This is a genomic window from Paludibacter sp. (genome assembly GCF_009712605.1).
In the GTDB taxonomy this organism is placed as follows: domain Bacteria; phylum Bacteroidota; class Bacteroidia; order Bacteroidales; family Paludibacteraceae; genus Microbacter.
On record NZ_WASO01000014.1, the window covers coordinates 218,357 to 245,014 of the forward strand.

20 protein-coding genes are annotated in these 26,658 nt (G+C 40.9%); 12 read left to right on the forward strand and 8 right to left on the reverse strand.

Annotated elements, in window-relative coordinates; genetic code table 11:
• Positions 1–278: 278 nt before the first annotated feature.
• The 12 genes from ftsY to F8N35_RS11270 all read left to right on the forward strand — a co-directional run bounded on the left by ftsY (position 279) and on the right by F8N35_RS11270 (position 19,635).
• Positions 279–1,229, forward strand: coding sequence for a signal recognition particle-docking protein FtsY (ftsY, locus tag F8N35_RS11215; protein ID WP_293052844.1), 951 nt, complete (start codon positions 279–281; stop codon positions 1,227–1,229).
• 35 nt (positions 1,230–1,264) lie between these two features.
• The gene (locus F8N35_RS11220) at positions 1,265–2,176 is read left to right on the forward strand and encodes an alpha/beta hydrolase (RefSeq protein WP_293052847.1); all 912 of its coding nucleotides are present in this window, start codon (positions 1,265–1,267) and stop codon (positions 2,174–2,176) included.
• A gap of 102 nt (positions 2,177–2,278) precedes the next feature.
• Complete coding sequence (locus tag F8N35_RS11225) at positions 2,279–2,917, forward strand: LolA-like putative outer membrane lipoprotein chaperone (RefSeq protein WP_293052850.1); 639 nt, start codon at positions 2,279–2,281, stop codon at positions 2,915–2,917.
• Positions 2,918–3,109: 192 nt separating this feature from the next.
• Complete coding sequence (locus tag F8N35_RS11230) at positions 3,110–6,070, forward strand: TonB-dependent receptor (RefSeq protein ID WP_293052853.1); 2,961 nt, start codon at positions 3,110–3,112, stop codon at positions 6,068–6,070.
• 12 nt (positions 6,071–6,082) lie between these two features.
• Complete coding sequence (locus F8N35_RS11235; RefSeq protein ID WP_293052856.1) at positions 6,083–7,708, forward strand: RagB/SusD family nutrient uptake outer membrane protein; 1,626 nt, start codon at positions 6,083–6,085, stop codon at positions 7,706–7,708.
• A gap of 46 nt (positions 7,709–7,754) precedes the next feature.
• The gene (locus F8N35_RS11240; RefSeq protein ID WP_293052859.1) at positions 7,755–8,930 is read left to right on the forward strand and encodes a SusE domain-containing protein; all 1,176 of its coding nucleotides are present in this window, start codon (positions 7,755–7,757) and stop codon (positions 8,928–8,930) included.
• A 209-nt stretch (positions 8,931–9,139) separates the two neighbouring features.
• The gene (locus tag F8N35_RS11245) at positions 9,140–11,965 is read left to right on the forward strand and encodes an alpha-amylase family glycosyl hydrolase (RefSeq protein WP_293052862.1); all 2,826 of its coding nucleotides are present in this window, start codon (positions 9,140–9,142) and stop codon (positions 11,963–11,965) included.
• A gap of 51 nt (positions 11,966–12,016) precedes the next feature.
• Positions 12,017–13,030: a LacI family DNA-binding transcriptional regulator gene (locus tag F8N35_RS11250; RefSeq protein ID WP_293052865.1), complete on the forward strand. Its 1,014-nt coding sequence runs from the start codon at positions 12,017–12,019 to the stop codon at positions 13,028–13,030.
• Between the two features lie 127 nt (positions 13,031–13,157).
• Complete coding sequence (locus F8N35_RS11255) at positions 13,158–15,815, forward strand: 4-alpha-glucanotransferase (RefSeq protein WP_293052868.1); 2,658 nt, start codon at positions 13,158–13,160, stop codon at positions 15,813–15,815.
• Between the two features lie 24 nt (positions 15,816–15,839).
• Positions 15,840–17,162 carry an MFS transporter gene (locus F8N35_RS11260; protein WP_293052871.1) on the forward strand — a complete coding sequence of 441 codons (1,323 nt, stop codon included), beginning with the start codon at positions 15,840–15,842 and terminating at the stop codon, positions 17,160–17,162.
• A gap of 11 nt (positions 17,163–17,173) precedes the next feature.
• Positions 17,174–18,238, forward strand: a complete 1,065-nt coding sequence (locus F8N35_RS11265) for a glycosyl hydrolase 53 family protein (RefSeq protein ID WP_293052874.1) — start codon at positions 17,174–17,176, stop codon at positions 18,236–18,238.
• Positions 18,239–18,288: 50 nt separating this feature from the next.
• A complete protein-coding gene (locus F8N35_RS11270; protein ID WP_293052877.1) occupies positions 18,289–19,635 on the forward strand; it encodes an alpha-amylase family glycosyl hydrolase in 1,347 nt (448 codons plus the stop codon).
• Positions 19,636–19,804: 169 nt separating this feature from the next.
• On the opposite strand, the gene F8N35_RS11275 is transcribed toward F8N35_RS11270, so the two are convergent.
• From F8N35_RS11275 to F8N35_RS11310, 8 genes are all read right to left on the reverse strand, one after another.
• The gene (locus F8N35_RS11275) at positions 19,805–20,113 is read right to left on the reverse strand and encodes a DUF3467 domain-containing protein (protein ID WP_068705146.1); all 309 of its coding nucleotides are present in this window, start codon (positions 20,111–20,113) and stop codon (positions 19,805–19,807) included.
• A gap of 128 nt (positions 20,114–20,241) precedes the next feature.
• On the reverse strand, positions 20,242–21,453 hold the full coding sequence (locus F8N35_RS11280; RefSeq protein WP_293052885.1) for a PLP-dependent aspartate aminotransferase family protein: 1,212 nt from the start codon (positions 21,451–21,453) through the stop codon (positions 20,242–20,244).
• A gap of 92 nt (positions 21,454–21,545) precedes the next feature.
• The gene (locus F8N35_RS11285) at positions 21,546–22,109 is read right to left on the reverse strand and encodes a hypothetical protein (protein ID WP_293052888.1); all 564 of its coding nucleotides are present in this window, start codon (positions 22,107–22,109) and stop codon (positions 21,546–21,548) included.
• Between the two features lie 24 nt (positions 22,110–22,133).
• On the reverse strand, positions 22,134–23,090 hold the full coding sequence (locus F8N35_RS11290) for a glycosyltransferase family 39 protein (protein WP_293052891.1): 957 nt from the start codon (positions 23,088–23,090) through the stop codon (positions 22,134–22,136).
• A gap of 96 nt (positions 23,091–23,186) precedes the next feature.
• Positions 23,187–23,771, reverse strand: coding sequence for an HD domain-containing protein (locus F8N35_RS11295; RefSeq protein ID WP_293052894.1), 585 nt, complete (start codon positions 23,769–23,771; stop codon positions 23,187–23,189).
• Between the two features lie 119 nt (positions 23,772–23,890).
• Positions 23,891–24,343 (reverse strand): hypothetical protein, encoded by a 453-nt coding sequence (locus F8N35_RS11300; RefSeq protein ID WP_293052896.1) that lies wholly within the window; start codon positions 24,341–24,343, stop codon positions 23,891–23,893.
• Positions 24,344–24,364: 21 nt separating this feature from the next.
• Complete coding sequence (locus tag F8N35_RS11305; protein WP_293052899.1) at positions 24,365–25,234, reverse strand: MBL fold metallo-hydrolase; 870 nt, start codon at positions 25,232–25,234, stop codon at positions 24,365–24,367.
• A 297-nt stretch (positions 25,235–25,531) separates the two neighbouring features.
• Positions 25,532–26,593 carry a hypothetical protein gene (locus F8N35_RS11310; protein ID WP_293052902.1) on the reverse strand — a complete coding sequence of 354 codons (1,062 nt, stop codon included), beginning with the start codon at positions 26,591–26,593 and terminating at the stop codon, positions 25,532–25,534.
• Positions 26,594–26,658 lie beyond the last annotated feature (65 nt).

Here is a 26,658-nt window from a genome sequence, read left to right on the forward strand (position 1 = left end):
TATGTAATGTTTCGGGGGTATGTCCGTAACAATACCCTCCTTAGATTTGGTAATGCAAAATTCGTTTTTTTTATCGATATGTGCAATATGATGTTGAATTATAAAAGTTAATAATTAATATTTTATTTGCAAATAAATAGATAATTAATTATTTCACAATGCTAAAATAAAGTTAAAATTATGACTGAGATGCAGGTTGTAGGTATGTTTCTTTTTTTGTATTTTTGGTAGTCCAAATAAGGTATTTCTATATTGTTCAAAATCAAGAATAAAAGACTATGGGTATTTTTAATTTTTTCTCAAAGGAAAAGCAGGAAACGCTGGATAAAGGGTTGGAAAAGACCAAAAATAGCGTGTTCTCTAAACTTTCGCGCGCAATTGCCGGTAAATCGAAGGTGGATGATGAAGTGCTTGATAATCTTGAGGAAGTACTTGTTACGTCAGACGTTGGAATTGAAACTACGCTTCGTATTATTAAGAGGATTGAAGATAGAGTCTCTCGCGACAAATACATGGGAACATCAGAATTAAATGCTATTCTGAAAGAAGAAGTTGCCGCTTTACTGGCTCAAAACAATACCGGAGAAATGCTCGATTTTTCGAATCCATCCGACAAAAAACCTTATGTTATTATGGTGGTTGGCGTGAATGGCGTCGGTAAGACAACAACAATAGGTAAGCTTGCATATCAGTTTAAGAAAGCCGGTAAAAGTGTTTATCTGGGAGCCGCTGATACGTTTAGGGCAGCTGCCGTAGAACAGCTTGTTATTTGGGGTGAAAGAGTAGGGGTTCCTGTTGTAAAGCAACAAATGGGTTCAGATCCTGCTTCGGTAGCTTTTGATACGCTAAGTTCTGCCAAAGCCAATGATGCGGATGTTGTTATCATTGATACGGCCGGTCGTTTGCATAACAAAGTGAACCTGATGAATGAACTTACGAAAATCAAAAATGTGATGCAAAAAGTGATACCAGATGCACCGCATGAGGTTCTTTTGGTTTTGGATGGTTCTACCGGACAGAATGCGTTCGAACAGGCACGTCAGTTTACCAAGGCTACTGAAGTGACCGCGCTTGCAATTACGAAACTCGATGGAACAGCCAAGGGTGGAGTTGTAATCGGAATTTCAGACCAATTTAAAATTCCGGTACATTATATAGGTCTTGGTGAAGGAATGGAAGATCTTCAGGTATTTTCCAAGGATGAGTTTGTGGAGTCATTATTCAAATGACATTTCGTAAGTTCCATAAATTTATTTCCAAGATCATGAAACGAATGGTGGCTTCGGTGATGTTGTTGTGCGCAATTGTTTTGTCTGTGCAATCGCAAACCAAACAAGTTTTACCATTGTGGCCGAATGGAGCGAAAGAAAGTAATGGCATTACGACTCCGGAAAAAACGGAAAACCAACATCGTATCATCAATATTTCGGAAGCTTCTATAACGGTTCAGTTGCCAGCTCCGTCAAAGGCTACAGGAGCAGCAGTTGTGATCTGTCCGGGTGGCGGTTATATCGCAGAAGCGGCATTTCATGAAGGATATCAGTTTGCTGATTGGCTCAATGAACAGGGAATTGCTGGTATTGTACTGAAGTATCGTTTACCGAACGGACATTCTGATATTCCTTTAACGGATGCGAAACGAGTAATGCGTCTAGTGAGAGCACATGCCATAGAGTGGAATATTGATCCGAAGAAAATTGCGATTGCCGGTTTTTCTGCAGGAGGTCATTTGGCTTCTACCTTGGGCACTCATTTTGACGATGGTGATGCCAAAGCGTCCGATCCTGTTGAGCGTCTCTCATCGCGACCTGATTTAATGGTTCTTTTTTATCCGGTTGTGTCCATGAAGAAAAATGTGACTCATGCCGGATCAAGATTGAATCTTTTAGGACAGAATCCTCTCTCTGAGCTTGAAAATCTTTATTCGAACGAGTTGCAGGTAAAAGCAAATACGCCACCAACCATCCTGTTCCTTAGTGATGATGATGGTGCAGTTCCTCCTGTAAATAGCATTCAGTTCTATAATGCTTTGAAAGAGAAGGAAATTCCGGCATCTATGGCGATATTTCCAACCGGAGGACATGGCTGGGGCATGAGAACCAATGTCTCTTTCTGGAAGATATGGCGAGAAATGCTTGTTGATTGGTTTGTCAAATATCAGTTTGTAAAGCAATAAATAAAAGAAAATAGCATTACAGAGAGAATCATACTTTACGAGTAAAGCAATGTTTCTCTCTTTTTTAATAGTTGTTTTTTTGAAAATTAAATGATTATAGATATGAGAAAATTTGTTTTTATAGCAGTGTTAAGTTTATGTGCTGCCAGCGTATTTGCCCAGCAGGAACCTATGGCAAAGGCGGCTCTTGAGAAAGCCGTTGGCATGATGAAAAGTTCACCGGTTAAAATAGTTTTTGCTACTACGATTGAATCAGCTTCAAGCAAAAAGAAAAATAATGTATCGGGAACTCTGGTTGTGATGGGTAATAAATTTCATCTGACAATGAATGGAACGGAAGCTTATTTTGATGGTAAAACACAATGGGTGTACGTGCCGGAGAGCAATGAGGTGACAATTTCTACCATTTCGGCGCGAGACCAAAAACAAATGAATCCACTTTCGGTATTGTCGCAATACAGTGGGAAGGATACGAAAATAATGTATAGCCGTGAGGCCAACGTCTCTGCTAATCAGGTTGCCATTGATCTTTTTCCTACATCAAAATCAGCGAATGAATTTCGTATTCTTGTAAAACTTGATAAACGTTCAAATGCACCTCAAATGTTGCAATTGTATGGCCGTGATGGGTCAAAAACAACAGTAGTAATCAAATTTTTTCAAAAAATATCTGCTGATAACAAGTATTTTACGTTTGATTTGAAAGCTCATCCTAAAGTAAGTGTGAACGATTTACGTTAATCGTTCTTTTTTGCTTTCTTTTTGTATATTCTTCATGCAGTGCAAACGTTTGCTTTGATATATTATCAAAAACAAACGTTTGCAATAACATCTGAAAATTTGTCATCCTATTTTTGTCAGTGAATTTATCTCTGTACAAAAATGGTACTTATGATAAATTAGTTTAAGTGTTAACAATAAATCTTTTTATGCATGAAGAATTTGAATGTTCTTTCTACGCTCCCCACGCGTAGATGGTGGACAATCCTCCTTGCGCTTCTCTTTGCAATGAGTATTTCCGCTCAAACAATTTCTGTGAAAGGCGTTGTGAAAGATGCCAAATCAGGAGAAACAATTGTAGGTGCTAACGTCATCGTTAAAGGCACCACTACGGGAACGGTTACCGATGTTAACGGTAATTTCTCACTCAATGCTCCTTCCAATGCAACTTTAGTCGTAAAATATGTCGGCTATCAGGATGCAGAATTACCCGTTGCGGGAAAATCCAATTTAGTTATTAATTTACAGGAAAGCTCGATTGCTTTATCAGAAGTGGTTGCTATCGGTTACGGTCAGGTAAAGAAAAACGACCTGACAGGATCTGTTGTGGCTGTCAGTACCGACAAGATGAATAAGGGGTTAGCTACTTCTTTTACAGATATCTTATCGGGTAAAATGGCCGGGGTTAATATCTCGACATCAGGCGGAGCTCCGGGAGCCGGTGCAACTATCCGTATTCGTGGTGGATCGTCTATGAGTGCAAGTAACGATCCGTTAATTGTCGTTGATAACGTGCCAATTGAAGGATCCGGCGTGAACGGTATGTCAAATCCTCTTTCCGGCATCAATCCTCAGGATATTGAAACATTTACGGTATTGAAGGATGCATCTGCAACCGCTATTTATGGTTCTAGAGCTTCGAACGGTGTTATTCTTATAACTACCAAAAAAGGTTCTTTGAAACAGAAATTTGCAGTGTCTTATGATGGAAGTGCATCTGTAAGTACAATTGCAAAGAAAGTAGATGTTTTGTCAGCAGATCAATTCAGATCTTTTGTTCGCGACTATTGGGCTGGTTCACCTTCAGTTACGGCTCTTCTTGGTAATTTTAATACCAACTGGCAGGATTTGATTTACAAAACTGCTTGGGGTCATGATCACAACTTAAGTATTGCTGGGGCCGCCGGCAAACTTCCATACCGTGTTTCAGTCGGATATACAAATCAGGATGGTATTCTGAAAACATCAAATTATTCACGTACTACAGCATCTTTAAGTTTGAGCCCGACATTGCTGAATGACCATTTGAAAGTCAATGCGAATGTAAAGGGTTCTTATTCAACTAACCGTTTTGCTGATACGGGCGCTATTGGTGCTGCGTTAGAATTTGATCCTACACAACAAATTTATTCTGCTAGCAAGTATGGAAACAATTATTTCATGTGGCTGAAAACAGACGGTACACCACAATCTTTGGGAACTGCCAATCCACTTTCAGTTTTAACTGAAAAGAGAGATGTTTCTTACGTTTATCAAAGTATTGGGAACTTGCAACTCGATTATAAATTTCACGCTATTCCTGAACTGAGAGCCAATTTGAACCTTGCTTATGACATTTCTAAATCGGATGGTTCTACTACTATTAATGCAAATTCTCCGATCTCATACGTTTGGGGATCCAAAAAGAATGGTGCAGGTTCATATGCCCCATATTATCAGAAAAAAACCAATACTTTGCTTGATTTCTATCTGGATTATGCAAAAACATTCGGCGTTCACTCTATTGACCTGATGGGTGGTTACTCTTGGCAGCACTTCTTTAATACCAGCTGGTCATCAACTGTATATACTGATAATGTGGCAAATGTTCCCCGTGTTGATTATCCTACAGCATATCAATTGGTATCGTTCTTTGGTCGTTTGAACTACACATTGCTTGATAGATACTTATTGACCTTTACGCTCCGTGACGATGGAACTTCTCGTTTCAGCAAAGATAATCGCTGGGGTCTTTTCCCATCAGTGGCTTTGGCATGGAAAATGAAAGAAGAATCCTTCCTTAAAGATGTTAGCTGGTTAAGTGATTTGAAATTGAGATTGGGTTATGGACAAACCGGTCAGCAAAACCTGAATATCAGTAACGACTATCCTTATATTCCAACTTACAATTTAAGTACATACAATGATGCTCAGTACCTGTTTGGAAGTCAATGGTATCACTTACTGCGTCCTTCTTATTTCAACACAAGTTTGAAATGGGAAAGCACAACAACGTACAATGCCGGAATTGATTTGGGTTTCTTAAACAACAGAATAACAGCAAGTGTTGATGTCTATAAGAGAGTAACCGATAATATGATTAATGTTATTCCGGTAGCAGCAGGTACTAACTTCATCAATGAAATGGTAACTAATATTGGTAGCATGGAAAATAAAGGTGTTGAGTTTACAGTTACAGGAAAGCCTGTTGTATCACGCCATTTTACATGGGATCTGAGCTATAACCTTGGTTATAATAAAAATAAGATTACAAAACTTACCAATTCAAATGATGCTTCCTATGGAGTTCCCGGAGGTGATATAAGTGGCGGTACAGGTAACAAAATCTATATCCAGAAAGTAGGATATCCGGTCAACTCATATTATGTTTACAAACAGGTGTACGATACCAAAGGAAATCCGATTGAAGGAGCCTACAACAATAATGCAACTTTGTATTGTGACCATAGCCCGGCTCCCGATGTAACAATGGGTTTGTCATCCCGCATGAATTACAAACAATGGTATTTGAATTTCTCAATGCGTGCAAGCATTGGTAATTATAACTACAATAATGTTCAGTCGTCTAAAGAATTTAAAAATCAATCATTTACTACAGGTAGTTTGAAAAATTTATTGTCGACATCACTTACTACAAACTTTATGAATGCTCAATACATTTCGGACTACTACATTCAGAATGCTTCGTTTGCAAAAATGGACAATGTTACATTAGGTTATAATTTTGATAAGTTCTTAACATCCAAATTGAGAGCAAGTGTATACGGAACCGTACAAAATGTATTTACCATTACTAAGTATAAAGGTCTTGATCCTGAAGTTTCCAATGGTATAGACAACAATATCTATCCTCGCCCTCGTGTATTTATTATGGGATTAAGAGTTAACTTCTAAATACAGCATACAATGAAAACAATAAAATTTCTAACTATTATAGGTGTGGTTGCATTAGCATCATTTACTCTTAGTTCGTGTGTAAATGACCTGAATGTAACGCCGTTAAATAAATCTATTTCTACCGAGACAACAACATTCTCTAATACCTCAGGGCCTTATATCAGTTATTTGGCAAAAGTTTATGCAGGGTTTGCTACCGGCGGTATTCAGGGGGGTGATGCAAACGTAGATATAGTGGGAATGGACGGAGGTAGCCAGGCCGGCTATTTACGCCCGTTATGGAACTTACAGGAATTGCCTACCGAAGAAGCAATGTGTTGCTGGAACGACCAGACAATTGGGAACTTCCATGCTTTGAACTGGACTGCATCTGACGTCTTCATCAAAGGGTTTTATTCTCGCTTGTACTATCAGATAACAATTGCAACCGCATTTCTTCAGGAAACTACAGATGATAAACTGGCATCCAGAAATGTTTCATCAGCATTGAAAGACTCTATTGCGACTTTCAGAGCAGAAGCTCGTTTCCTTCGTGCTTTGGCTTATTACAATGTGCTTGATATGTTTCGTAACGGACCTCTTGTAAACGATGCAAGTCCTATTGGTTCTGCAACGTTACCTGCTTATGCTGATACCCAAACTCTCTTTAAATTTATCGAAAGTGAACTTACAGATTGTCAGACACAACTGAGTACTCCGGTAGTTGGTAATTCGAATCAGTACGGACACGCAAACAAGGCTGCAGCATGGGCATTGCTGGCACGTTTATATTTGAATGCCAATACCTACCTTGGAACAAGCGATACAAAATATTATACTTCTTGCATTGATAACTGTAACAAAGTGACTGCTATCGGTTATACTTTGGAACCTGTTTATCAAAACCTGTTTGTTACGGATAATTACAATTCAAAAGAAATTATTTTCCCAATTGTAATAGATGGTACAAACCTTACATCATGGGGTGGAATGCAGTTTCTGGAATGTTCTGCAACTGCTTCCGACGGATCATACAATCCGTTGAATGCTCCGGGTACATGGGGTGGTAACCGCGCTACAATGCAATTCTTGGATAGGTTTAAATCTATGTCGAATTATCAGGATGATGCTCGCTATAAAATGTTGTATACTGGTTATAACCATACAAGTATTGATGATCAGTCGGATTTCAAGCAAGGTGTTCAGGTTTTCAAATATAGCAATCTGAGTAGCACAGGTGTTAAGAATACGGCTTCCTTCGCAAGCACAGACTTTCCATTGTTTCGCTTAGGTGACATATACCTGATGTATGTTGAAGCATTTTTACGCGGAGGTTCAGGTGCAAACCAAACTACAGCATTGAAATATATTAATGATTTGAGTAAAAGAGCAAACTCGGTGTCCGGAGGAAACTATAGTGCTTCTGATTTAACTCTTTCATTTATTCTTGACGAACGTGCCCGCGAAATGTTTTGGGAATGTACCCGTCGTACAGACTTAGTTCGTTTTGGTAAACTAACGGATGCTAATTATGTATGGCAGTGGAAAGCTGGTGTAAAGGCCGGAGCTGGATCGGATAGCTTCAGAAACTATTATCCAATACCAACCGCAGACCTTACAGCCAACTCAAATTTGAAACAAAATACCGGTTATTGATTATTTAATCAGATTGTCATCTGGTAAACGAAACAAAAGATACCTTATGAAAAAAATAATAATTTACACTGCTTTATTAATGGCAGTAATATTCGTAGGATGTTCGGATGATGCCAAATTGATGATTTCGGCAAATCCAGTAGCTCCTGTGTTAAGTGCTCCCAGTCAATCGACTACAGCCTATGTAAAAGATTCGGCTGCCTACATTTTAAGTATGGATAGCACAGGTCTGGCAGAAACATTTAAAGTGTCTGCTGCAGATTATGGAGTGACTGCTCCGGTTACCTATAGTCTTCAAATTGATAAAACAGGTAATAATTTTGCGAATGCTCAAACCATTACAAGCTCGTCTACAACGAGTTTGGCGGTAACAGTTGTACAACTTTACAATGCAATGACAGGGGCAACAGCCCTCAACCTTCCAACAAATGTAAAGGCCAGTATTGATGTGCGCGTAATGGCAACAATCGGTGCTTCTTTGCAGCCTGTATACTCAAATGTGAAAACTATTATTGTAAAACCATTGCCATCTTTGAAACCGTATTATGCGGTAACTCCTAAACCATATTATATTATAGGTTTGGGTGACGGAGCTTGGACTAATAGTCCGGCAGGTCTTGGGGTTTCTTTATATCCCATGAGTGTTGTCAGTGGATTTGCGTATACCAGTGCCGGAGCAGGAACATTTACATTTACCGGTTATTTCAAAGCATCTAGAACATTCAAGTTGATTCGTGATGTGGGTAGCTGGAATGAACAATGGGGTAACTCAGGTCAGGATGGTATAGATAGTCCTGTTCATAATGATGGTAATTCGAAAAACTTTAAAGTACCCTCTGATGGTTATTATACCATTACATTGAATTCGATTTCAAATACTGTGAAAATTGTGGCAGCCAGTGCTCCTGCGAAATCTTTCGGAGCTATTGGTATGATTGGTGAATTTAATGGTTGGGGAGGAGATGTTGCTATGACAGCATCCGAAACTACCAATAATCACTACTGGTACACTACCTATACATTTAGTTCGGATTTCACACCTCCGGTAGGAAATGGTGGAATGAAATTCCGTGCAGATGCCGCATGGACCAATAACTGGGGCGCTGGATATTTCCCGGTTGGAATTGGAACAAACGGTGGCACCAATGTTCCTCACAGAGCCGGAACTTACAAAGTCTTGTTTAATGACGTTGACGGATGTTTCTATTTTGTGAAACAGTAAGTTAATCCTTGCGTTTAATATGAATTATTCTTCACGGACTTTGAAAAAAGTCCGTGAAGTTTAACTTCCATCTTTACCAAAATTACTAATTGGCTTGTTTAAGAACGAGCTGTTTCTTTCTTCCCATGAAAACACTTACTGCAATATTTCTTTTCTTGTTATGTGTATGTAGCGTAACAGGTCAGGTTGTTACAACAAATCCCGTGCTTGTGACGAAAGATGCAGGAGTGATTTCTGTTATATTTGATGCCTCGCAAGGTAGTGCCGGGCTAAAAGATGATGCCGGTCCGATTTACGCTCATACAGGCGTAATTACCAATTTGAGCACATCTTCCAGCGACTGGAAACATGTTGTTACCGACTGGCCCACCTCCACTAATCAATCTTCTGTCAATCTTGCCAAAAACAAACTGACTTCTCTGGGGAATAACAAATGGCAATTGACTATAACTCCCGATATTTATTCTTATTATGGCATTACAGATGCCTCGGAAACAGTTTCCAAATTAGCTTTTGTATTTCGTAATGCCGACGGAAGCAAAACTGGAAAAAATGCCGACGGCTCTGATATTTTCGTGTCAGTTTATGCTTCGTCAGCTTTGACGGTGAAACTTGCGACACCAACCTCCAATACGTTGATGCCTTTGAATACGGCATCTACAATTACGGCAAACGCATCAACTTCGGCTAATATGGCACTATATATAGGTGCTACTTCTTCTTCAAATATTACAGCTACCACTCCGGTAGCGCAATCGAATGGCGTTACATCCTTATCGTCTTCGTACACATTTACTACACCGGGAAACTATTATGTTATCGCGACAGCTACAACCAGTGGTGGTAGTACAGCATCCGACACATCCTATGTTTGTGTGCCGAAAATACAACCTCTTTCCGATCGTCCTTCAGGATTGAAAGAGGGACTTACAAAAAATCCGGACGGATCGGTGACGTTTTGCCTCTCATTGGGCAAAAGCGCTCCTGTCTCGGCTTCTACCCGGGTATTTGTTTTGGGCGACTTTAATAATTATAAACTGGACAATAATTACCTGATGAATCTTCAGGCCGACAATACAACTTACGGCACGGATGTCAACTTTTATTGGTTGACTGTTTCCGGACTGGATGCCTCAAAAGAATATGCTTACCAGTATTACGTGGATGGACTTACCGGAACTAATGCAGTCAGGGTGGGTGATCCATATGCTGAAAAGATTCTCGATCCGGCTAACGATAAATATATCAGTTCTTCCATTTATCCGAACCTGAAATCATATCCATCTGCCTTGACAAGCGGTATGCTTTCGTGCTTTACCATTAATTCATCCAATTATAACTGGCAATATTCATCGTCATTTAATCCTCCGTTGCAATCACAGCTTACAATTTACGAGATGCTGTTTCGCGATTTTACGTCTGAAAAGTCAGTGCAGGCAGCTATCAGCAAACTCGATTACCTCAAAGAACTGGGGGTAAATGCGATTGAACTTATGCCAATAATGGAGTTTGACGGGAACGATAGCTGGGGATATAACCCGAATTTTTACTTTGCAACAGATAAAGCTTACGGAACCAAAACAGACTATCAGCAGTTTGTGGATGAATGTCACAAACGCGGAATGGCTGTAATCCTGGATATTGTGTTCAATCACACATGGGGTTTAAGTCCTTATTGTCTTGTTTATTGGGATGCGGCAAACGGACGTCCTGCTTCTACCAATCCCTATTATAATGCTTTGGCACCTCATCCCTATAGCGTTGGTAATGATATAAACCACACCTATGCTCCCGTAAAAGCATGGCTATCCCGCGCCTTGAAGTTTTGGCTGACGGAATATAAAGTTGACGGTTTTCGTTTCGACCTGAGCAAAGGACTCACGCAAACAGTTTCAAACGGAGGAGCCGTAAATCCGAATGCAACTCTTAATTGCAGCACATACGACCAAAGCCGTATAGATAACATCAAAACGTATGTAGATGCTGTGAAATCGACCAATCCGAAAGCATACGCAATTCTGGAACATTTTTGTGATGATGCGGAAGAAAATGCATTGGCTGCTTATGATAGTACGATGCTTTGGCGTAATGTTTCTTATGCTTTTCAACAGGCCGCAATGGGCTATGTTGACGGCTCGGATTTCTCTCGATTGGCATCTTCTTCGCAATCGGGTGGTGCTGTAAAGTTGCCAACCAACCGTGTGGCTTATGCCGAAAGTCACGATGAGTACCGGATGGGCTATAAAGCTATCACCTGGGGCGTAACTGATGTGAAAGATACAACCAATGTGATGAAACAGCTCGCAGTGTGTGGCGCTTTCGTTTTTCTGAGTCCGGGGCCTCGCATGATGTGGGAATTCGGAGAGTTGGGGGCAAACTATAACTCAAAAGATGCCGGAGGAAACAATATTATGAGCTCGATGGCTGCCGAATGGGAATATTTGAATATTCCAGCCCGAAAAGCGTTACACGATAATTATCAGAAAATTTTGAATTTGAGACTGAAATATCCGTCGCTGTTTTCAAATCCAACATCATGGAGTTGGCAGGTGTCAACTAACGATTGGTCAGCGGGTCGCAATGTTTATCTCACGGATGGAAAAACTTCGGCAGTCGTACTTGGAAATTTCACGGGAACCGGAGCTGTTTCAGCAAGTGCACCGTTCGACAAGACGGGTATGTGGTATGAGTTACTTACCGGCGATTCTATTAATGTAACCGGTACGCCAATGACAGTAGCACTTCCTGAATTTGGTCTGAAAATTTATACCAATGTCAGAATTACTCCGTCACCAGTGGATACAACAACACAGAAAACCGTGCTGATTTTTCCGAATCCGGTAGAAGATACGATGTATATTTCCGGAGCTCCCGCAAATTCAGTGCAGATTTCGGATGTCAACGGACGACTTGTTGTTGTAAAAGATATTGAGAATAATCGTGTCAATGTATCAATGTTGCAGACTGGTATGTATCTCGGTAAGGTATTTTTCCGGGATGGCACCACTAAGGCTATAAAAATATGCAAGCGATAGTGTAAATTTGTCAGTGAAAACGTTTGCGCTGTACCTTAAAATCATTTCCTTATGTCGAATAGCCAGATTACCATCAAAGATATAGCTAAAGCTCTGAATGTTTCCGTTTCAACGGTATCAAGAGCTTTAAATGATAGCCCTGATCTGAGTGGTGCAACCAAGCAGCAGGTGCAGGAATATGCCCGTCAGCATCACTATAAACCGAATTTGCTTGCTCTGAGCATGAAAAAACGGGAAAGCAAAACAATCGGTGTGATAGTTCCGCAGATTATCCATCACTTCTTTTCTTCTGTGTTGGAGGGAATGATGGATGTGGCCGAAAAAGAAGGTTTTAATGTATTGTTGTTCCGGTCGCGCGACAGCTTTGAGAAAGAGCAGCACAGCGTACAGCAGCTGATTTCTTCTCAGGTGTGTGGTGTCCTGACTTCTATCGCTAAGGAAACAACTCATTATGAGCATTTTCAAGAGCTGGTGGACAATAATATTCCTGTAGTTTTTTTTGATCGTATTTGTGTTGATATTCCTTCGAACCGCGTGGTAATTGATGATTATGCAGGGGCATTGGCTGCAACCGAATACCTGATCAAAACAGGTTGTCATCGAATAGCATTTTTCTGTTCGCCACTAAATCTGGAAATTTCCAAGAATCGACGAGGAGGTTATCTGGATGCTTTAAGTAAACATGGTATTCCTGTTGATAAAGATCTGATTAAGATTTGCGACAATTATGACGAAGCAATTCCGGTGGCAACAGAAATGCTACAATCGGAAAATCGGCCGGATGCTTTCTTTGCGGTGAATGACGAAACCGCTTTAGGTATTTTGCATGCTACCAAGCACTTGCATTTCAAAATACCGGAAGAAGTTTCAATTTGCGGATTTACGGACGGTTTTGCCGCTATAGCGTCCGATCCGCAGCTTACTACTGTGGGACAAAGCGGGCAGGATGTAGGTCGCAGTGCTATGGAATTATTAGTAGAAAAAATAAGACACAAAGGGGATCAGCCTTTGATAAAGAATAAAATCATAAAAACAAAATTAATAGTAAGAGAAACAACACGATAATATAACGACTTGAGAGATTGAAATATAAAAGTGTTGTGTTTCTAAGAGGATTTTTTACAGGAAAAACCTTTGTTGAAACATTAATGGACAATCGATTATGAATAGATTGTCGAATATTTTGAGGCGTATGAAACTAATTTTTTCGGTAGATTATTTTACTTCGTGGGGACAAACAGTTTACGTAGAGGGATCAATACCGGAGTTACAATCCGCAGAAATGTCATTTTCTGAAAACCATCTATGGCAACTCACGCTCGACATCCCGTCTGATGTTCCCTCGTTTACATATTCTTATTATGTTAAAGATCAGGAAGGAGCTATTATAAGAGAGTGGGGGAGGCCACGTGTTTTCGCGCCTAAGGAAAGCATTGCAGTGTATCACCTCAAAGATCAGTGGATGGGTATTCCCTATAATAGCCCGTTCTTTTCATCTGCGTTTACCAAAGCTTTTTTTGCTCCCGGCAAGAAGACCAAACCAGCACCTTCAAAAGCAGTATCATCAATTACTTTCAGGGTTTTTGCACCTGAGATTCGTGATGGTAAATGTTTGGCTCTTGTTGGTAACAATGCGGTCTTGGGAAACTGGCAGGTTAAGAAACCACTCCTGATGAGCAACGAGAACTTTCCGGAATGGTCTATAACGCTTGATCGCTCGAAGCTGAAAGCTCCGTTTGAATACAAGTTCGCAATAGCAGATCCGGAAGCCTTGTCAGTGGAAGAATGGGAAAACGGAACGAACCGTACGTTGAATACATTGCCTCCGAAAGGAGAGGAAATCATCGTTACATGTGGTGTTTACCGGGGAATTAATCCGACCTGGAAATGTGCAGGAGTTGCGATTCCGGTATTCTCTTTGCGCTCGGAAACAAGTTTCGGTATTGGTGATTTTGCAGACCTGAAAAAAATGGTAGACTGGGCTGCTAATACAGGTCAGCGTGTTGTTCAGTTATTGCCGGTGAATGACACCACCATGACTCATACCTGGACGGATTCCTATCCTTATAATGCCAATACAATCTTTGCATTGCACCCGCTCTACCTGAGTATTTCAGTGTTTGGCAAGCTCAAAGATAAGGAGGTGATGAAATTTGCATCGTCAACGCAGAAGGAGCTGAACGCATTGCCGGAAGTTGACTATGAGGCTGTATCGGAAGCTAAATGGAAAATCTATAGGACAGCATACAAAGAGCAGTCTGCAAAAGTCATGAAAACAGCCGCTTATCAGGAATTTGCGGAACAAAACCAAGAATGGCTGTATCCTTATTCTGCTTTTTGTTATCTGAGGGACAAGTTTAAGACAGTTGATTTTCGTCAGTGGAAACAATATGCCACTTTCAGTCCTGAAGTAATTGCGGAGTTGTGCGACAAAAATTCGAAAGATTATGATGAAATAGCCATTCACTGCTTTTTACAATATCACTTACATTGTCAGTTGAAAGAAGCTTCGGATTATGCCCGTTCTAAGGGAGTTATCCTGAAGGGGGATATACCTATCGGAGTAAGTCCGTGCAGCGTGGAAGCGTGGACGGAACCTCACTTGTTTAATCTTGATGCTCAAACGGGAGCTCCTCCAGATGATTTTTCCATTACAGGTCAAAACTGGGGCTTTCCGACATACAACTGGGAGCGGATGAAGCAGGACGGCTTTAGATGGTGGCGCAGACGATTTACCAAAATGGCCGACTATTTTGATGCTTACCGTATTGACCATTTGCTCGGCTTTTTCCGTATCTGGGAAATTCCGATGGATGCTGTTCAGGGTTTGTTGGGGCATTTTAGTCCGGCGCTTCCTATGAGTAGACAAGAGTTACAGGCAAACGGTTTCTGGATTGACGAAGAGAGACATTTGAAACCGTATATCCGTTACTACCAGCTGAATGAAATGTTTGGTAATGCAACTGACGAAGTCATTGCAAAGTACCTTGTTGAAAATGGATCGGGGGCTTTCAGACTCAAAGAAGAATTCAGTACGCAACGTAAGATTGAGGCTTATTTTGTGGCTACAGGAGAAGATACGAATGTGCGCGACGGGCTGTATGCTTTGGTTGCGGAGGTATTATTCGTGAGAGATCCGCGTGATCCGCAAAAGTTTCATCCACGTATTACAGCGCAGTATACTTACAGCTATAAAGCATTGTCGGATAGTGATAAATATACATTCGACCGCTTGTACGATCACTTTTATTATCAACGCCACAACTACTTTTGGTCGGAACAGGCAATGCAAAAACTTCCGGATCTTATCACCTCTACTGAAATGCTGGTATGTGCCGAGGATTTAGGGATGATACCGGCTTGTGTTCCTTATGTGATGAAACAGTTGCACATGCTAAGTCTTGAAATTCAGCGTATGCCGAAAGATCCGACCAAGAAATTTGCCAACACGAACTATTATCCCTACCTGTCGGTTGCCACCACATCCACACACGACATGAGCACGCTCCGCGGATGGTGGGAAGAGGATGGTGAATTGCGTCAGCAATACTACAATCAGGTGTTGGGAAAATGGGGGGAAGCACCTATGTATGCCGAACCATGGATTTGTAGCAATATTGTACGAAATCACTTGTGGGCGCCATCCATTCTGACGATTTTACCTCTGCAGGACTGGCTGTCTATCGATGGAGAAATTCGCAGGGTAAATCCGCACGACGAACGTATCAATGTTCCGGCAAACCCGCGTCATTACTGGAGATACAGAATGCATATCACATTGGAGCAATTACTTACGAGTGATGACTTCAACCAAAAAGTGAGGTCGCTGATAAAAGAAACAGGAAGATAAATCATATTGAACCTTAACAATAACATGAAGACTAAACCCAGACTATCTACAGCCCAAATCCTGAATATGAATTTCGGATTTTTGGGTATTCAATTTGGCTTTGCTCTACAAAATGGCAATGCCAGTCGCATTCTTCAAACTTTTGGAGCAGACGTACAATCGCTTTCCTGGTTTTGGGTAGTTGCTCCGCTTACCGGAATTATCATTCAGCCGATTATCGGTCATTATTCCGATCGTACGTGGTGTAAATTAGGGCGGCGTAAACCGTATTTTTTGGCGGGTGCCATCCTTGCTGCTTTGGCCCTTATTTTTATGCCTAATTCAGGTGCTTTGTCTGCCGTGATTTCACCATTGATTATCGGGGCAGGAATGTTGACAATTATGAATGCCTCATTCAATGTAGCCATGGAACCTTTCCGTGCTTTGGTGGCCGATATATTGCCTGATGAACAGCGGACTACAGGATTCTCCATTCAAACATTTTTGATTGGTATTGGTGCTGTTATCGGTTCATGGTTGCCTTATGTGATGTCGGAATGGATGGGTATCGGAAAAAGCACTCCGCAGGGAGAAATTCCCGTGAATGTTATCATTGCATTCTATGTCGGTGCAGCCGTGATGTTGGGTACAATTATCTGGACTATAGTAAAAACGAAAGAATATCCTCCGGAAGAGTATCGTCAGTTTCAAAAGGATGAACCGTCAGAAGAAAAATCAAAAGAAAGTCTGCTCGATATTTTCAAGGATGTTGCGCGGATGCCTCTAACTATGAAACAATTGGGTATTGTGCAGTTCTTTTCATGGTTTGCGCTGTTTGCTATGTGGGTGTATACCACTCCGGCTGTAGCTGCGCATGTATATGGCGCGGTAGATGCCAAATCGCCTAATTATCAGGTTGCTGCCGATTGGGTAAACGTGCTCTTTGGTGTTTATAATTTGGTTGCCATGGTATTCGCATTGGCACTTCCCTGGATTGCCGCCAAAACCAATCGGAAAATTACACATTCCATCTCTTTGATTTGTGGTGCATTAGGACTTATTTCCATCTTTTTCATTACGAACCAGTATTGGCTTATCTTGTCGATGGTGGGAGTCGGTATTGCGTGGGCAAGCATTTTAGCAATGCCTTATGCTATTTTGGCAGGCTCCATTCCTCCACGAAAGATGGGAGTTTATATGGGTATCTTTAATTTCTTCATCACCATTCCACAGATTATTTGCAGTTTGTCGGCTGGCCCTATTTTGAAACATATGTTTCATTCTGATGCCACTTACGCATTGCTGATAGCCGGTATCTGTTTGTTGATTGCATCCGGTTCTGTGGTCTTTGTCAGGGACAAGCACTAATGCCCGGGATATTGAAATATGTATGGTCTCTGTTGCTTATCGTACTGTTTATTTCGTGCGGAAAAACGGAAACAGAGCAAGTCACTATTCCCGTAGGTTGTCCGGTTCAGGCGGCTGACGTGTCGTTTCTTCCTCAGATTGAGGCTGCAAAAGTCATTCTGTATAATCAGTTGGGACAGGCAGAAGACATGCTCACAACGTTGAAGAACGCTGGTTGTAATACCATTCGTCTTCGATTGTGGTATGCACCGGCTGACGGACATTCTGGCTTTTCTGAAGTAAAAACGATGGTGCAACGTGCGAAAGCATTAGGATTAAAAGTCTGGTTGACGGTGCATTATTCCGATACATGGGCCGATCCTGGGGCTCAGAGTTTGCCTGCAGCTTGGTCAGCTTGTCCATTTGCTTCCTTGAAAGACAGCGTTTATGCTTACACTCAACGCATAATGAGCCAAATGCAACCAGATTACATTCAGATTGGAAATGAAATAAACAGCGGTTTCTTGTGGCCGATAGGTAAATACGATAATATGAGTCAGTTCACGGCATTGCTCGATAAAGGAATTAAGGCTGTGCGAGCAACAAATACCGCAACCAAAATTATTTTGCATTGTGCCGGAACAACTAATGCCAACTGGCTTTTTTCGCAGTTTACATCCTTGGATTACGACGTGATTGGGATTTCATATTATCCTGTATTTCACGGCAAAGATCTTGATGCACTAAAGTCTTCCTTGAAGAGTCTGGCATCTACATTTGGGAAGAGTGTAGTCATTGCAGAAACTGCTTATCCGTTTACACTGGAATGGAACGACTGGACGAATAATATTGTTGGCACCGCAGACCAATTGGTGAATGGTTATCCTGCTACTCCAACCGGGCAGCATGACTTTCTGGCCAAAATCAAGGAAATTTCCTGTTCGTTTACCGGAGGGCTTGGCTTTTGTTACTGGGGTGGGGAATTTATTGCATGGAAAGGTGCTACAGCTACAAATGGCTCTAACTGGGAAAATCAGGCGTTTTACGATTTCAGCAATAAAGCTTTGCCTGTACTCAATGTCTATAGCGGAAAATAATGTATGAGACTAATTTGTTCTTTTGCAACCTATTAATAATCTTAATAACTATGAAAGTCAGAAATCTGTTTTTATTTTTATTTATCAGTGTGTTGCTGGCTTCCTGCAATACTGAAAAGAAAGCCCAATCTCCCGAAGAATGGAGTAAAAATGCGGTCATTTATGAGGTCAATGTCCGTCAGTACACTGTTGAAGGCACTTTCAATGCTTTTGCCAATCATTTGCCGCAATTGAAAGAACTTGGGGTCGACGTTCTTTGGTTTATGCCCATTTATCCGATTTCGCAGGAAGCCCGGAAAGGTACTCTCGGTAGTTATTATGCCGTTAAAGATTATAAAGGAATCAACCCTGAATTTGGAAAGGCAGAAGACTTCAAAGCTCTGGTACAGAAGGCTCACGAAATGGGATTTAAAGTAATACTTGACTGGGTGGCAAATCATACCGGGCGTGATAACGTGTGGGTAAAACAGCACCCCGACTGGTTTGTGAAAGATAGCGTAGGCCATATTTTGTCGCCGTTCGACTGGACCGATGTGGCAAAACTCGATTATAAAAATACCGCGATGCGGGCAGCCATGCAGGATGCAATGGCCTATTGGGTGAAAGAATTTGACGTGGATGGCTTCCGTTGCGATGTGGCTGGTGAAGTGCCGACCGATTTCTGGAATGACACCCGTGCAAAACTTGATAAAATCAAGCCTGTATTTATGCTGGCCGAAGCCGATAAAGCCGAGCTTGCCCAAAAAGCTTTCCATGCCGATTATAACTGGCCTTTGCTGAGTACGATGAACGATATTGCAAAAGGTAAGAAACAGGCAACCGATATTGATAAGGTTTTGGCGCATCATGATTCGATATATAATCCGGTTTCGTTCAAAATGAACTTTGTGACCAATCATGATGAAAATTCATGGAATGGTACGGAATATGAACGGATGGGAGACGGTGCTAATGCGTTTGTTGTACTTACCTATACCTATCCCGGTATGCCATTAATTTATACCGGACAGGAAATTGGTCTGAAAAAGCGTCTCTCGTTCTTTGAAAAAGACACAGTGCCCAACTGGAATAATCCTACCGTGTTCAACTTCTATAAAAAACTGAATGAGTTGAAACATACACAACCTGCTTTGGCTGTCGGCAAGGAGAAAGGGCAGTTTATACGTTATGCGACTACCAGTCCGTCCGTATACATTTTTGAACGCAAAGTAAAAGGGAATTCTGTGCTGACAGTCCTGAATCTGAGTAGCCAGAACCAGCTAGTGAACTTTACGAAAGCTAAGCCTTCAGGAGAGTTTTCCGACTATTTCCAAAATATGAAAACGGATGCTTCCCGCCTTCAGGGAGCAACGTTATTGCCCTGGCAGTATAAGGTCTATGTCAGTGCTAAAAAATAAAAAAGCGGCAAAAACCGCATCTGTGTAGTTTTAAACCTAAAACCTCCCTGTTTCGCAATGAATCAGGGAGGTGTTTTTTTTTTTAGACCCTCAGCATGTTATGGAGAAGGTAATATAGACAGGAGTTTATTATCGAATTGTCAATTATCAATTGTCAACTGTCAATTCATTAAGCTTCTCCGCCGTTGAAATTCAGTGGCATGGGAGGATTGAAAGCGCCATCGGCTGTTTTGATTTTGCCGAAAACAGATTCGTATTTTGCTACATTTTCTTCCAGCGCAAAGAGCAGGCGTTTTGCATGTTCGGGAGTCAGAATGATACGCGATTTCACGTTTGCTTTTGGTGTGCCGGGCATAATACGTATAAAGTCAACCACAAATTCAGATGATGAATGTGAGATGATAGCCAGATTGGAATAAGTACCTTCAGCCACTTCTGCCGAAAGTTCGATGTTGATTTGGTTTTCCTGATTTTCCATTGTATTTGGGAGTGTAATTGTTATTGTGAAACAAATGTAATCATTCTGTTTCATAGAACCAATAGTCTGAAATCAGGAAGAACCAAGTAAGTACGATTACTCACTACCGTACCTTTACTCATTAAGTATTATTTTCCGAGCGCTTGCTCCAAATCCTTTATCAGGTCATCGGCATCTTCCAATCCAATGGAAACGCGAAACAGCCCGTCACCTGCAAATTCTTTCCATGAAGCCAATTGCTCTGGCGTACTGAATTTGAAAGAAGTTTGCAGCAAGTCGTTGCCATTCAGGTAAAAAATAAGCGAACGGTGATGCCCGAGCGAAACGGCATAGTGAATTACTTGCAATTTTTCCGCGAATATTTTTGCCTGTGCAGCCCCGTCTTTTACACGGAAAGTCAACATGCCCGAAAAATTCTTCATTTGCCGTTTGGCTAATTCATATTGAGGATGCGATGGCAAACCGGGATAAATGACCCGTTCCACTTTGGGATGGCTTTCCAGATACTGTGCTACTTTCAGGGCATTCTCCTGATGTGCGCGCATCCGTAACGGAAAAGTAGCTGCTCCTCTAAGAATCAACCATGCATTGAATGGGCTGAGAGTTCCTCCGAAGCGTATTGCCGTCTTTTTACGCAGTGGTGTCAAATCGGCTTTACTTCCCAGAATAGCGCCTCCCAGAGCATCGCCATGTCCTCCGATGTATTTGGTGAGAGAGTGAATCACGAAGTCGGCACCCAGTTGCAACGGTTTGGTGGCTAAGGGTGTTGCAAAAGTAGAATCTACTGCCAGTTTTGCACCTGCTGCATGAGCGAGCGCTGCAACAGCTTTGATGTCTGTCAGGCGAAGCAACGGATTGCACGGTGTTTCGATATAAACCAACTTGGTGTTGGGCCGAATGGCATTCTTAACGGCTTCATCGTCGGATGTGTTCACCTTGGTGATTTCAATCCCGTACTCAGGAATCATGTCGTTGGTAATTTCCGATAGTGCAGCGTAGGCTACATCGCTCGCCACTGCGTGGTCGCCCGGGCGTAGCAGATGGAAGAGCAGGGTAGTGATAGCTCCCATACCGCTGGCAAAAGCGACGGCAGTTTCGGCCTCTTCGAGTGCGGCAAGTTTTTGTTCCAGTTGATGCACCGTGGGATTACCCCAACGGGTATAAATCCAGGGATCGTTTTCCTGAAGTCCTTCAACCGAGAACTTGGTGTCGGTATCGACAATATAAGTGGTAGACATTACCAGATTGGGCGAAGATGCATGAGTTACCGGATCGGGCGCTTCACCGGCATGGATGGCGAGCGTTTGGTCGCCTACGGGGAATTGAATATGTTCTGACATAGAGATACTTTTTTATTGCAAAAGTAGTCTCCTCAGAAATGCCTATCAATAACTCAAACAGGCTATTTTTCTACCAAAAGTGTGGTATAATTTCAGAAAATATCATTGGCCAATATACGGTTTTTAGCCAGTTTATAAAACATGGAGGTCCATTCGGGCTTCCCATTTCTGAGGATAAACACACATGTCCCTTTTTCTCGAGCATACTGATTCTCAATAGTGCCGGTCTGTTGCACCGTTTCAAACTGCGACAGAACATCTTTATTTGGTAAATTGCCTATCAAAATGATATTTTTAATATTCTTCATTTTAGGAAGCCAGAAAATATAATCGGTATTGAATGAATAAGCTTCTTTCATTTTACCTCGGTTGTAATAATTCAGAGCTCCGGCCTGACCGTAGTTGTCGCAAAAGATTAGTGTGCTCTCCTGTTCGTTGACGGGAATTGTTTTATAAGCCATGAGTGCTTTGTTTGCCATATCCTGCCACCCGACCATATCTGCAAAATCCTGAGGGAGTTGATGGTTTTTTCCATCTTCCCAGCGTAACATTCCGAACTTTTCAAATGCATCAGGATGAGCGCTTATTTGTTCGGGAGACATCACAGGATATATTATGTTGTAAGTGAGACCGAAGCTGGCAATGATTATTAGCATTAGAAGAGATATTACCAGTTTGTTCTATTTTTTAAAAATAGTTTCGGTATACAAGCTCCCAAAAGCAATAATTACTGGATAAAGTCCCAAAGCATAATAATTTTTCGCTTTTAAGAGAGTAAATATGGTAATGGTGGAAATAAAACATATACCAACAAACCGATAAGAGCGGAAGGGTTTGTAAAATAATAGACAAAATAACCCAGCCAGAATAATTAAAATAGAACTTGCAAAGAATTTCAGTTGATCAGAAAGAAACCCGAAACCCGAATTATGATCCAATTGTTTGGATTGAAGTGCATGCAGATGTTTGATGACAGGAAAATCGTGCATGATCTGCCAGATAATATTGGGCACAATAAAAACCGTGATTAATAAAATGGCCCACCAAAGTGATTTGGTTATGAATATTTTACGTTCACGGCTTAACGTGTAACCACTAATAAGTCCGAATAGCAAAAATATCAGATTGTATTTGTTGTAAAATCCAAGCGTCACAAACACTGCCATTGTATATAACCACTGATTTTTGTGGGTTGTTGTGTATTGAATCAGAGCCCAGAATATTAGCGTCCAGTCCAGAATTTCAAATGAGTTTGGCTGATAAAGAATATTGATACGGGCAATTACGGAAAAAAGAATAGCGATTGATGCCAGCAACTTTGCCCACAATTTGCCACCAAGTGATTCTACCATTAGCCACACTACAACAATAGTAAGTGCACCAAACATAGCCGGAAAAAAACGAATCCAAAAGATTCCTCCACCCAACAGCATAATAAGTTTTGAGAGTAGAGATGTGAATGGCGGAACTGAAATATATCCGAATGCAAGATGATTGGCCTGGTCGAGATGCAAAAATTCATCACGGTGCAGTTCATAACAGGGGTGAACAAGAGAAAATTGCAATGCAATTTTAGTCACAACTAACAGTATTAGAATCCAGTAAGCTTTTAGAAAAGAGATAAATTTATTTTGCATGTAGTGCTATTTCTGGGTATGTATCTTTTATATGACGAGCGAATACCGGTTTCATAACGTCTAAAGAAGTGTTATCTGAGGATGATCGTGAGATTATTATCTTTTCAGAATGCCCTGTTCCACGCAATCATTGATCAGTTTTTCCGTGTACTCCCAAATAGTTTCGGAGCCGTTTTTGATCAGCTTCTTTTTGTCGTACACCTTTTGATAATTCACTCCGAATTCGTTCCATGTACCGCCATTATTTGATGAGTTTTGCAACAGAGGTTCCAGACGATCCATAGCTTTGGCAAAACGGGCATCGGTTGTTTCTCCTGCTTCAAACTCTTCCCAGAGGGCAGTCAACTCCTGAGCCTGCTCTTCTGGCAAAAGACCGAAAATTCGTTTGGCAGCTTTCAGTTCTTCTTCGGTATTGGTGTGGTTTTTGGTTGAGTCGTATATGAAAATGTCGCCGGCATCTATTTCTACGATGTCGTGAATCAGCACCATTTTCATCACCTTTAGCAGATCGACGGGCTCGTTGGCATGTTCAGCCAGTACCATCGCCATCATCGCCAGATGCCAGCTGTGTTCTGCGTCGTTTTCGTTGCGGTTACTGCTGATTAACCTGGTTTTGCGAAAAATAAACTTGATTTTGTCGATCTCTTTGATAAATTCGATTTGTTTGAGAAGTCGTTCCATTGTTGCGGGTTGGTAAGTAGGATGCAAAGGTAGGATGTATCGTTGAAATTAACCAAAGCAGGTTGCTAAAACTTTCCGGAAGATAACTTCTCGCAATTCAAATCAGCAAAGAGAAAATTCTATCGGTTAATCAGCAAATTAATGAGTTTTGCTATCTCTTCGGGACGGTCGGTGCCGATGCGTACCACCTTGCGGTGATTCTTAAAGTGAAGTTCAATGGCTTTTCTCCCCGATACATTGTAGAGTACTCCTCCCATGAAGTAGTGTATGCCAAGCCCCAGCAACAAATTGTTTTGTACCGCGTTGCACGATTCTATGTCACTGATGCGGTAGCTTTTCCCTATCAGCCCGATACCCATGCGGAAAGAGACTGTTTCTTCAGTGACAGTGATGGTGAGCTGGTAAAACAGCGCCATACATACCTGAAGCACAATCAGCACGCCAATCAGGATTGATAAACCGAATCTGTTGTCGGCCAATGTATTAATAATTGCATCAAGACAAACCAAAGAGGCAATCATCAGGATGAAAATCATCCATTTACCGGACTGACGGAAAATTTGAGGTTGCATAGTGGAAAATTTAAATAAACATTATTTGTTGGATGGTATTGTAAGAGTCTCTTTTTCCATCGGCTGAGCGAAAAAGATGATGCCTGGAAATTGCTTTTTGAGTTCGGACAGTTTTGCCTGCCATTGCGCAATTTCGGTGGGTGGAATGTGCATGGGGACAATATAACGTGGCCGGAGTACATCCAAAACCTGTTTCAACTCTTTGGGATCGGCCTCCAGCATCTTATAATAGAGAAAAGCCACATCGGTATGCAGGTTCCAGCCTTTATGCAGTGCCAGATAACGGCTAAAAGCCTCGGGCATGATGTCACCCGAATGAAAGATCTTTACCCCGTCCATGTCGATCAGGAAGCTGATGTTGAACATGTATTGTTCCAGATCGATGCCATTGCGCAGGTAGGTGAGGTGTTTTAACCCGTAGGCGGTAACCTGCATTCCTGCCACGGTTTTGTTTACCGACTGGTTAGCTGCCGGTGTCATCTCACGGAATTGCGTCTGTTTGGTGACGAATCCGAAACAATCTCCGTCGATAAACACCAGCGATGGCTTGCTGGTGACCAAGGGAGTAGCCGGATGTTTGTCTAGATACTGATTGATCAATACCGGATTGCAGTGATCCTTGTGATAATGGGTGAGAAACAGCGCATCGATGCTGTCGAAAGGTGCTACCGACTGCTGGATGTTTTGTAAAACCGCTTTATCTGGCACGGCAAAGGCACCGTAGCTTTCATCAAACAGCGCGTCGATCAATACCTTGTGATGATCCGACCGCAACAAAAAACCTTCGTTGGCAATATAGGTAACGTTGAGGCTTTTCGATTGCCCTGCCGCATTGAAACAGACCAAAGCCAGCAGCAGGAACGGAAGCAGGAAACGGGGTATAGGAAGCATGGAGAGAGATTATATTTGTAAAAATTGTTCGTTGTGGATACTAGAATTTATTATGTCTAAAGTATCAAAATGTTGATATGATTACTTTGCTCATATTATCATCATAAGAATCATTTGTCAATAGTTTACAGGCGACTTGTATTGTTGAGATACTTTTATGTTTTTGTTTATTCTTTAATAAATTAATGTAGTCTTGAAATCCAAATATGCTATCAGATTGTTCTAAAAATGATTCTATAAAATCTTCATCATGATTAAGGAACGGGGGGCTCCAAAATAATTCTAAAGAAAAATGATTTATATCTTTAAGAACTTTGATTGCATAATTGAAAAATATTTCACTTTTTTTATTGGAGGAATAATGTGGAGAAGCCAGAGCAAATTGGGAATTTTATATTTAGGATGTGTCTGATCTATAATTATTTTTAGTTGGTTGGCAAAATAAAAGCGCATATCAAGATTATCATAAAACAAAGAAGATAAAATTCCAAATAATCCTCCAGCTCCCCATACTATAAATTCATCATAATCTTGCGAAAGACCAAAGTGAGGGCCTATCATTGTCATATGCGAATCATTATTTTGCCAATATTTTAATTGCAGAATCGCTTTATGCTTAGCATCTAAATCATCATTGGATGCATAAATAATACCGAGGTGAATAGGAAAACACCAGTTGCTTCCCATATAATTATTGTATAGAACCTTATTAATATTCGAGTAAAAATCAACATGGATTTTCTTAAGATATTCAGATGCAATTGGAATTAACTCTTGGAATTGGCTCGCTAAAAGAATATAAGAGCTTAATAGAGTTCCGCTTTCTTTTTCAAAATCTAATGATTCTATGTGGTTTGTTAATGTGGGTAAATCAAATTCTATCCATTTAGACATCAATAAAAATTTGATCAATTGAGTTACATCTAAATTTTGGGAAATTCTTCGATGCTGTTCAAGAATATCAAGTAAAAAATGTTGACTTTCTTCAGTTTTAATACGATAAATTCTATAATTATAAGTACCATAAGTCTCTTTTAAATCATTGATGCGAGAAGAATCATGACTACTACTTAATACTAATTGAAAAAAGAATAGTGGTTTTTCAAATTTTTCATTCTTCTTTGAGAATACTTTCATAGGATTATATACCATCCCATTACTTGCCGAGCTTTCAACCTCGAATATAAATAATGGAAATTTATGATTTTCTTCTTTAAACCATGCTAAATCAACAGCTGGTGAATTTTGTTTTTTCATATTGACAGGTTGTTCTAATTGAACATGGTATCCCATAATCAACCCGATAGTTTTTATCCCATCAATAATACTTATTCCAGTTTTTAATTTATGTTCAGACATGATTTATCCTCATTGTTATGTTTCTGATAATATTTGATAGCTTATTATCTTACAGAGCTTTGTTA

Bases quoted from the DNA above. Each gene is read 5' to 3' on its own strand.
- ftsY (WP_293052844.1), top strand. From the start codon at position 279: ATGGGTATTTTTAATTTTTTCTCAAAGGAAAAGCAGGAAACGCTGGAT.
- F8N35_RS11220 (WP_293052847.1), top strand. From the start codon at position 1,265: ATGAAACGAATGGTGGCTTCGGTGATGTTGTTGTGCGCAATTGTTTTG.
- F8N35_RS11225 (WP_293052850.1), top strand. From the start codon at position 2,279: ATGAGAAAATTTGTTTTTATAGCAGTGTTAAGTTTATGTGCTGCCAGC.
- F8N35_RS11230 (WP_293052853.1), top strand. From the start codon at position 3,110: ATGAAGAATTTGAATGTTCTTTCTACGCTCCCCACGCGTAGATGGTGG.
- F8N35_RS11235 (WP_293052856.1), top strand. From the start codon at position 6,083: ATGAAAACAATAAAATTTCTAACTATTATAGGTGTGGTTGCATTAGCA.
- F8N35_RS11240 (WP_293052859.1), top strand. From the start codon at position 7,755: ATGAAAAAAATAATAATTTACACTGCTTTATTAATGGCAGTAATATTC.
- F8N35_RS11250 (WP_293052865.1), top strand. From the start codon at position 12,017: ATGTCGAATAGCCAGATTACCATCAAAGATATAGCTAAAGCTCTGAAT.
- F8N35_RS11255 (WP_293052868.1), top strand. From the start codon at position 13,158: ATGAAACTAATTTTTTCGGTAGATTATTTTACTTCGTGGGGACAAACA.
- F8N35_RS11260 (WP_293052871.1), top strand. From the start codon at position 15,840: ATGAAGACTAAACCCAGACTATCTACAGCCCAAATCCTGAATATGAAT.
- F8N35_RS11270 (WP_293052877.1), top strand. From the start codon at position 18,289: ATGAAAGTCAGAAATCTGTTTTTATTTTTATTTATCAGTGTGTTGCTG.
- F8N35_RS11275 (WP_068705146.1), bottom strand. From the start codon at position 20,113: ATGGAAAATCAGGAAAACCAAATCAACATCGAACTTTCGGCAGAAGTG.
- F8N35_RS11280 (WP_293052885.1), bottom strand. From the start codon at position 21,453: ATGTCAGAACATATTCAATTCCCCGTAGGCGACCAAACGCTCGCCATC.
- F8N35_RS11285 (WP_293052888.1), bottom strand. From the start codon at position 22,109: ATGCTAATAATCATTGCCAGCTTCGGTCTCACTTACAACATAATATAT.
- F8N35_RS11290 (WP_293052891.1), bottom strand. From the start codon at position 23,090: ATGCAAAATAAATTTATCTCTTTTCTAAAAGCTTACTGGATTCTAATA.
- F8N35_RS11295 (WP_293052894.1), bottom strand. From the start codon at position 23,771: ATGGAACGACTTCTCAAACAAATCGAATTTATCAAAGAGATCGACAAA.
- F8N35_RS11300 (WP_293052896.1), bottom strand. From the start codon at position 24,343: ATGCAACCTCAAATTTTCCGTCAGTCCGGTAAATGGATGATTTTCATC.
- F8N35_RS11305 (WP_293052899.1), bottom strand. From the start codon at position 25,234: ATGCTTCCTATACCCCGTTTCCTGCTTCCGTTCCTGCTGCTGGCTTTG.
- F8N35_RS11310 (WP_293052902.1), bottom strand. From the start codon at position 26,593: ATGTCTGAACATAAATTAAAAACTGGAATAAGTATTATTGATGGGATA.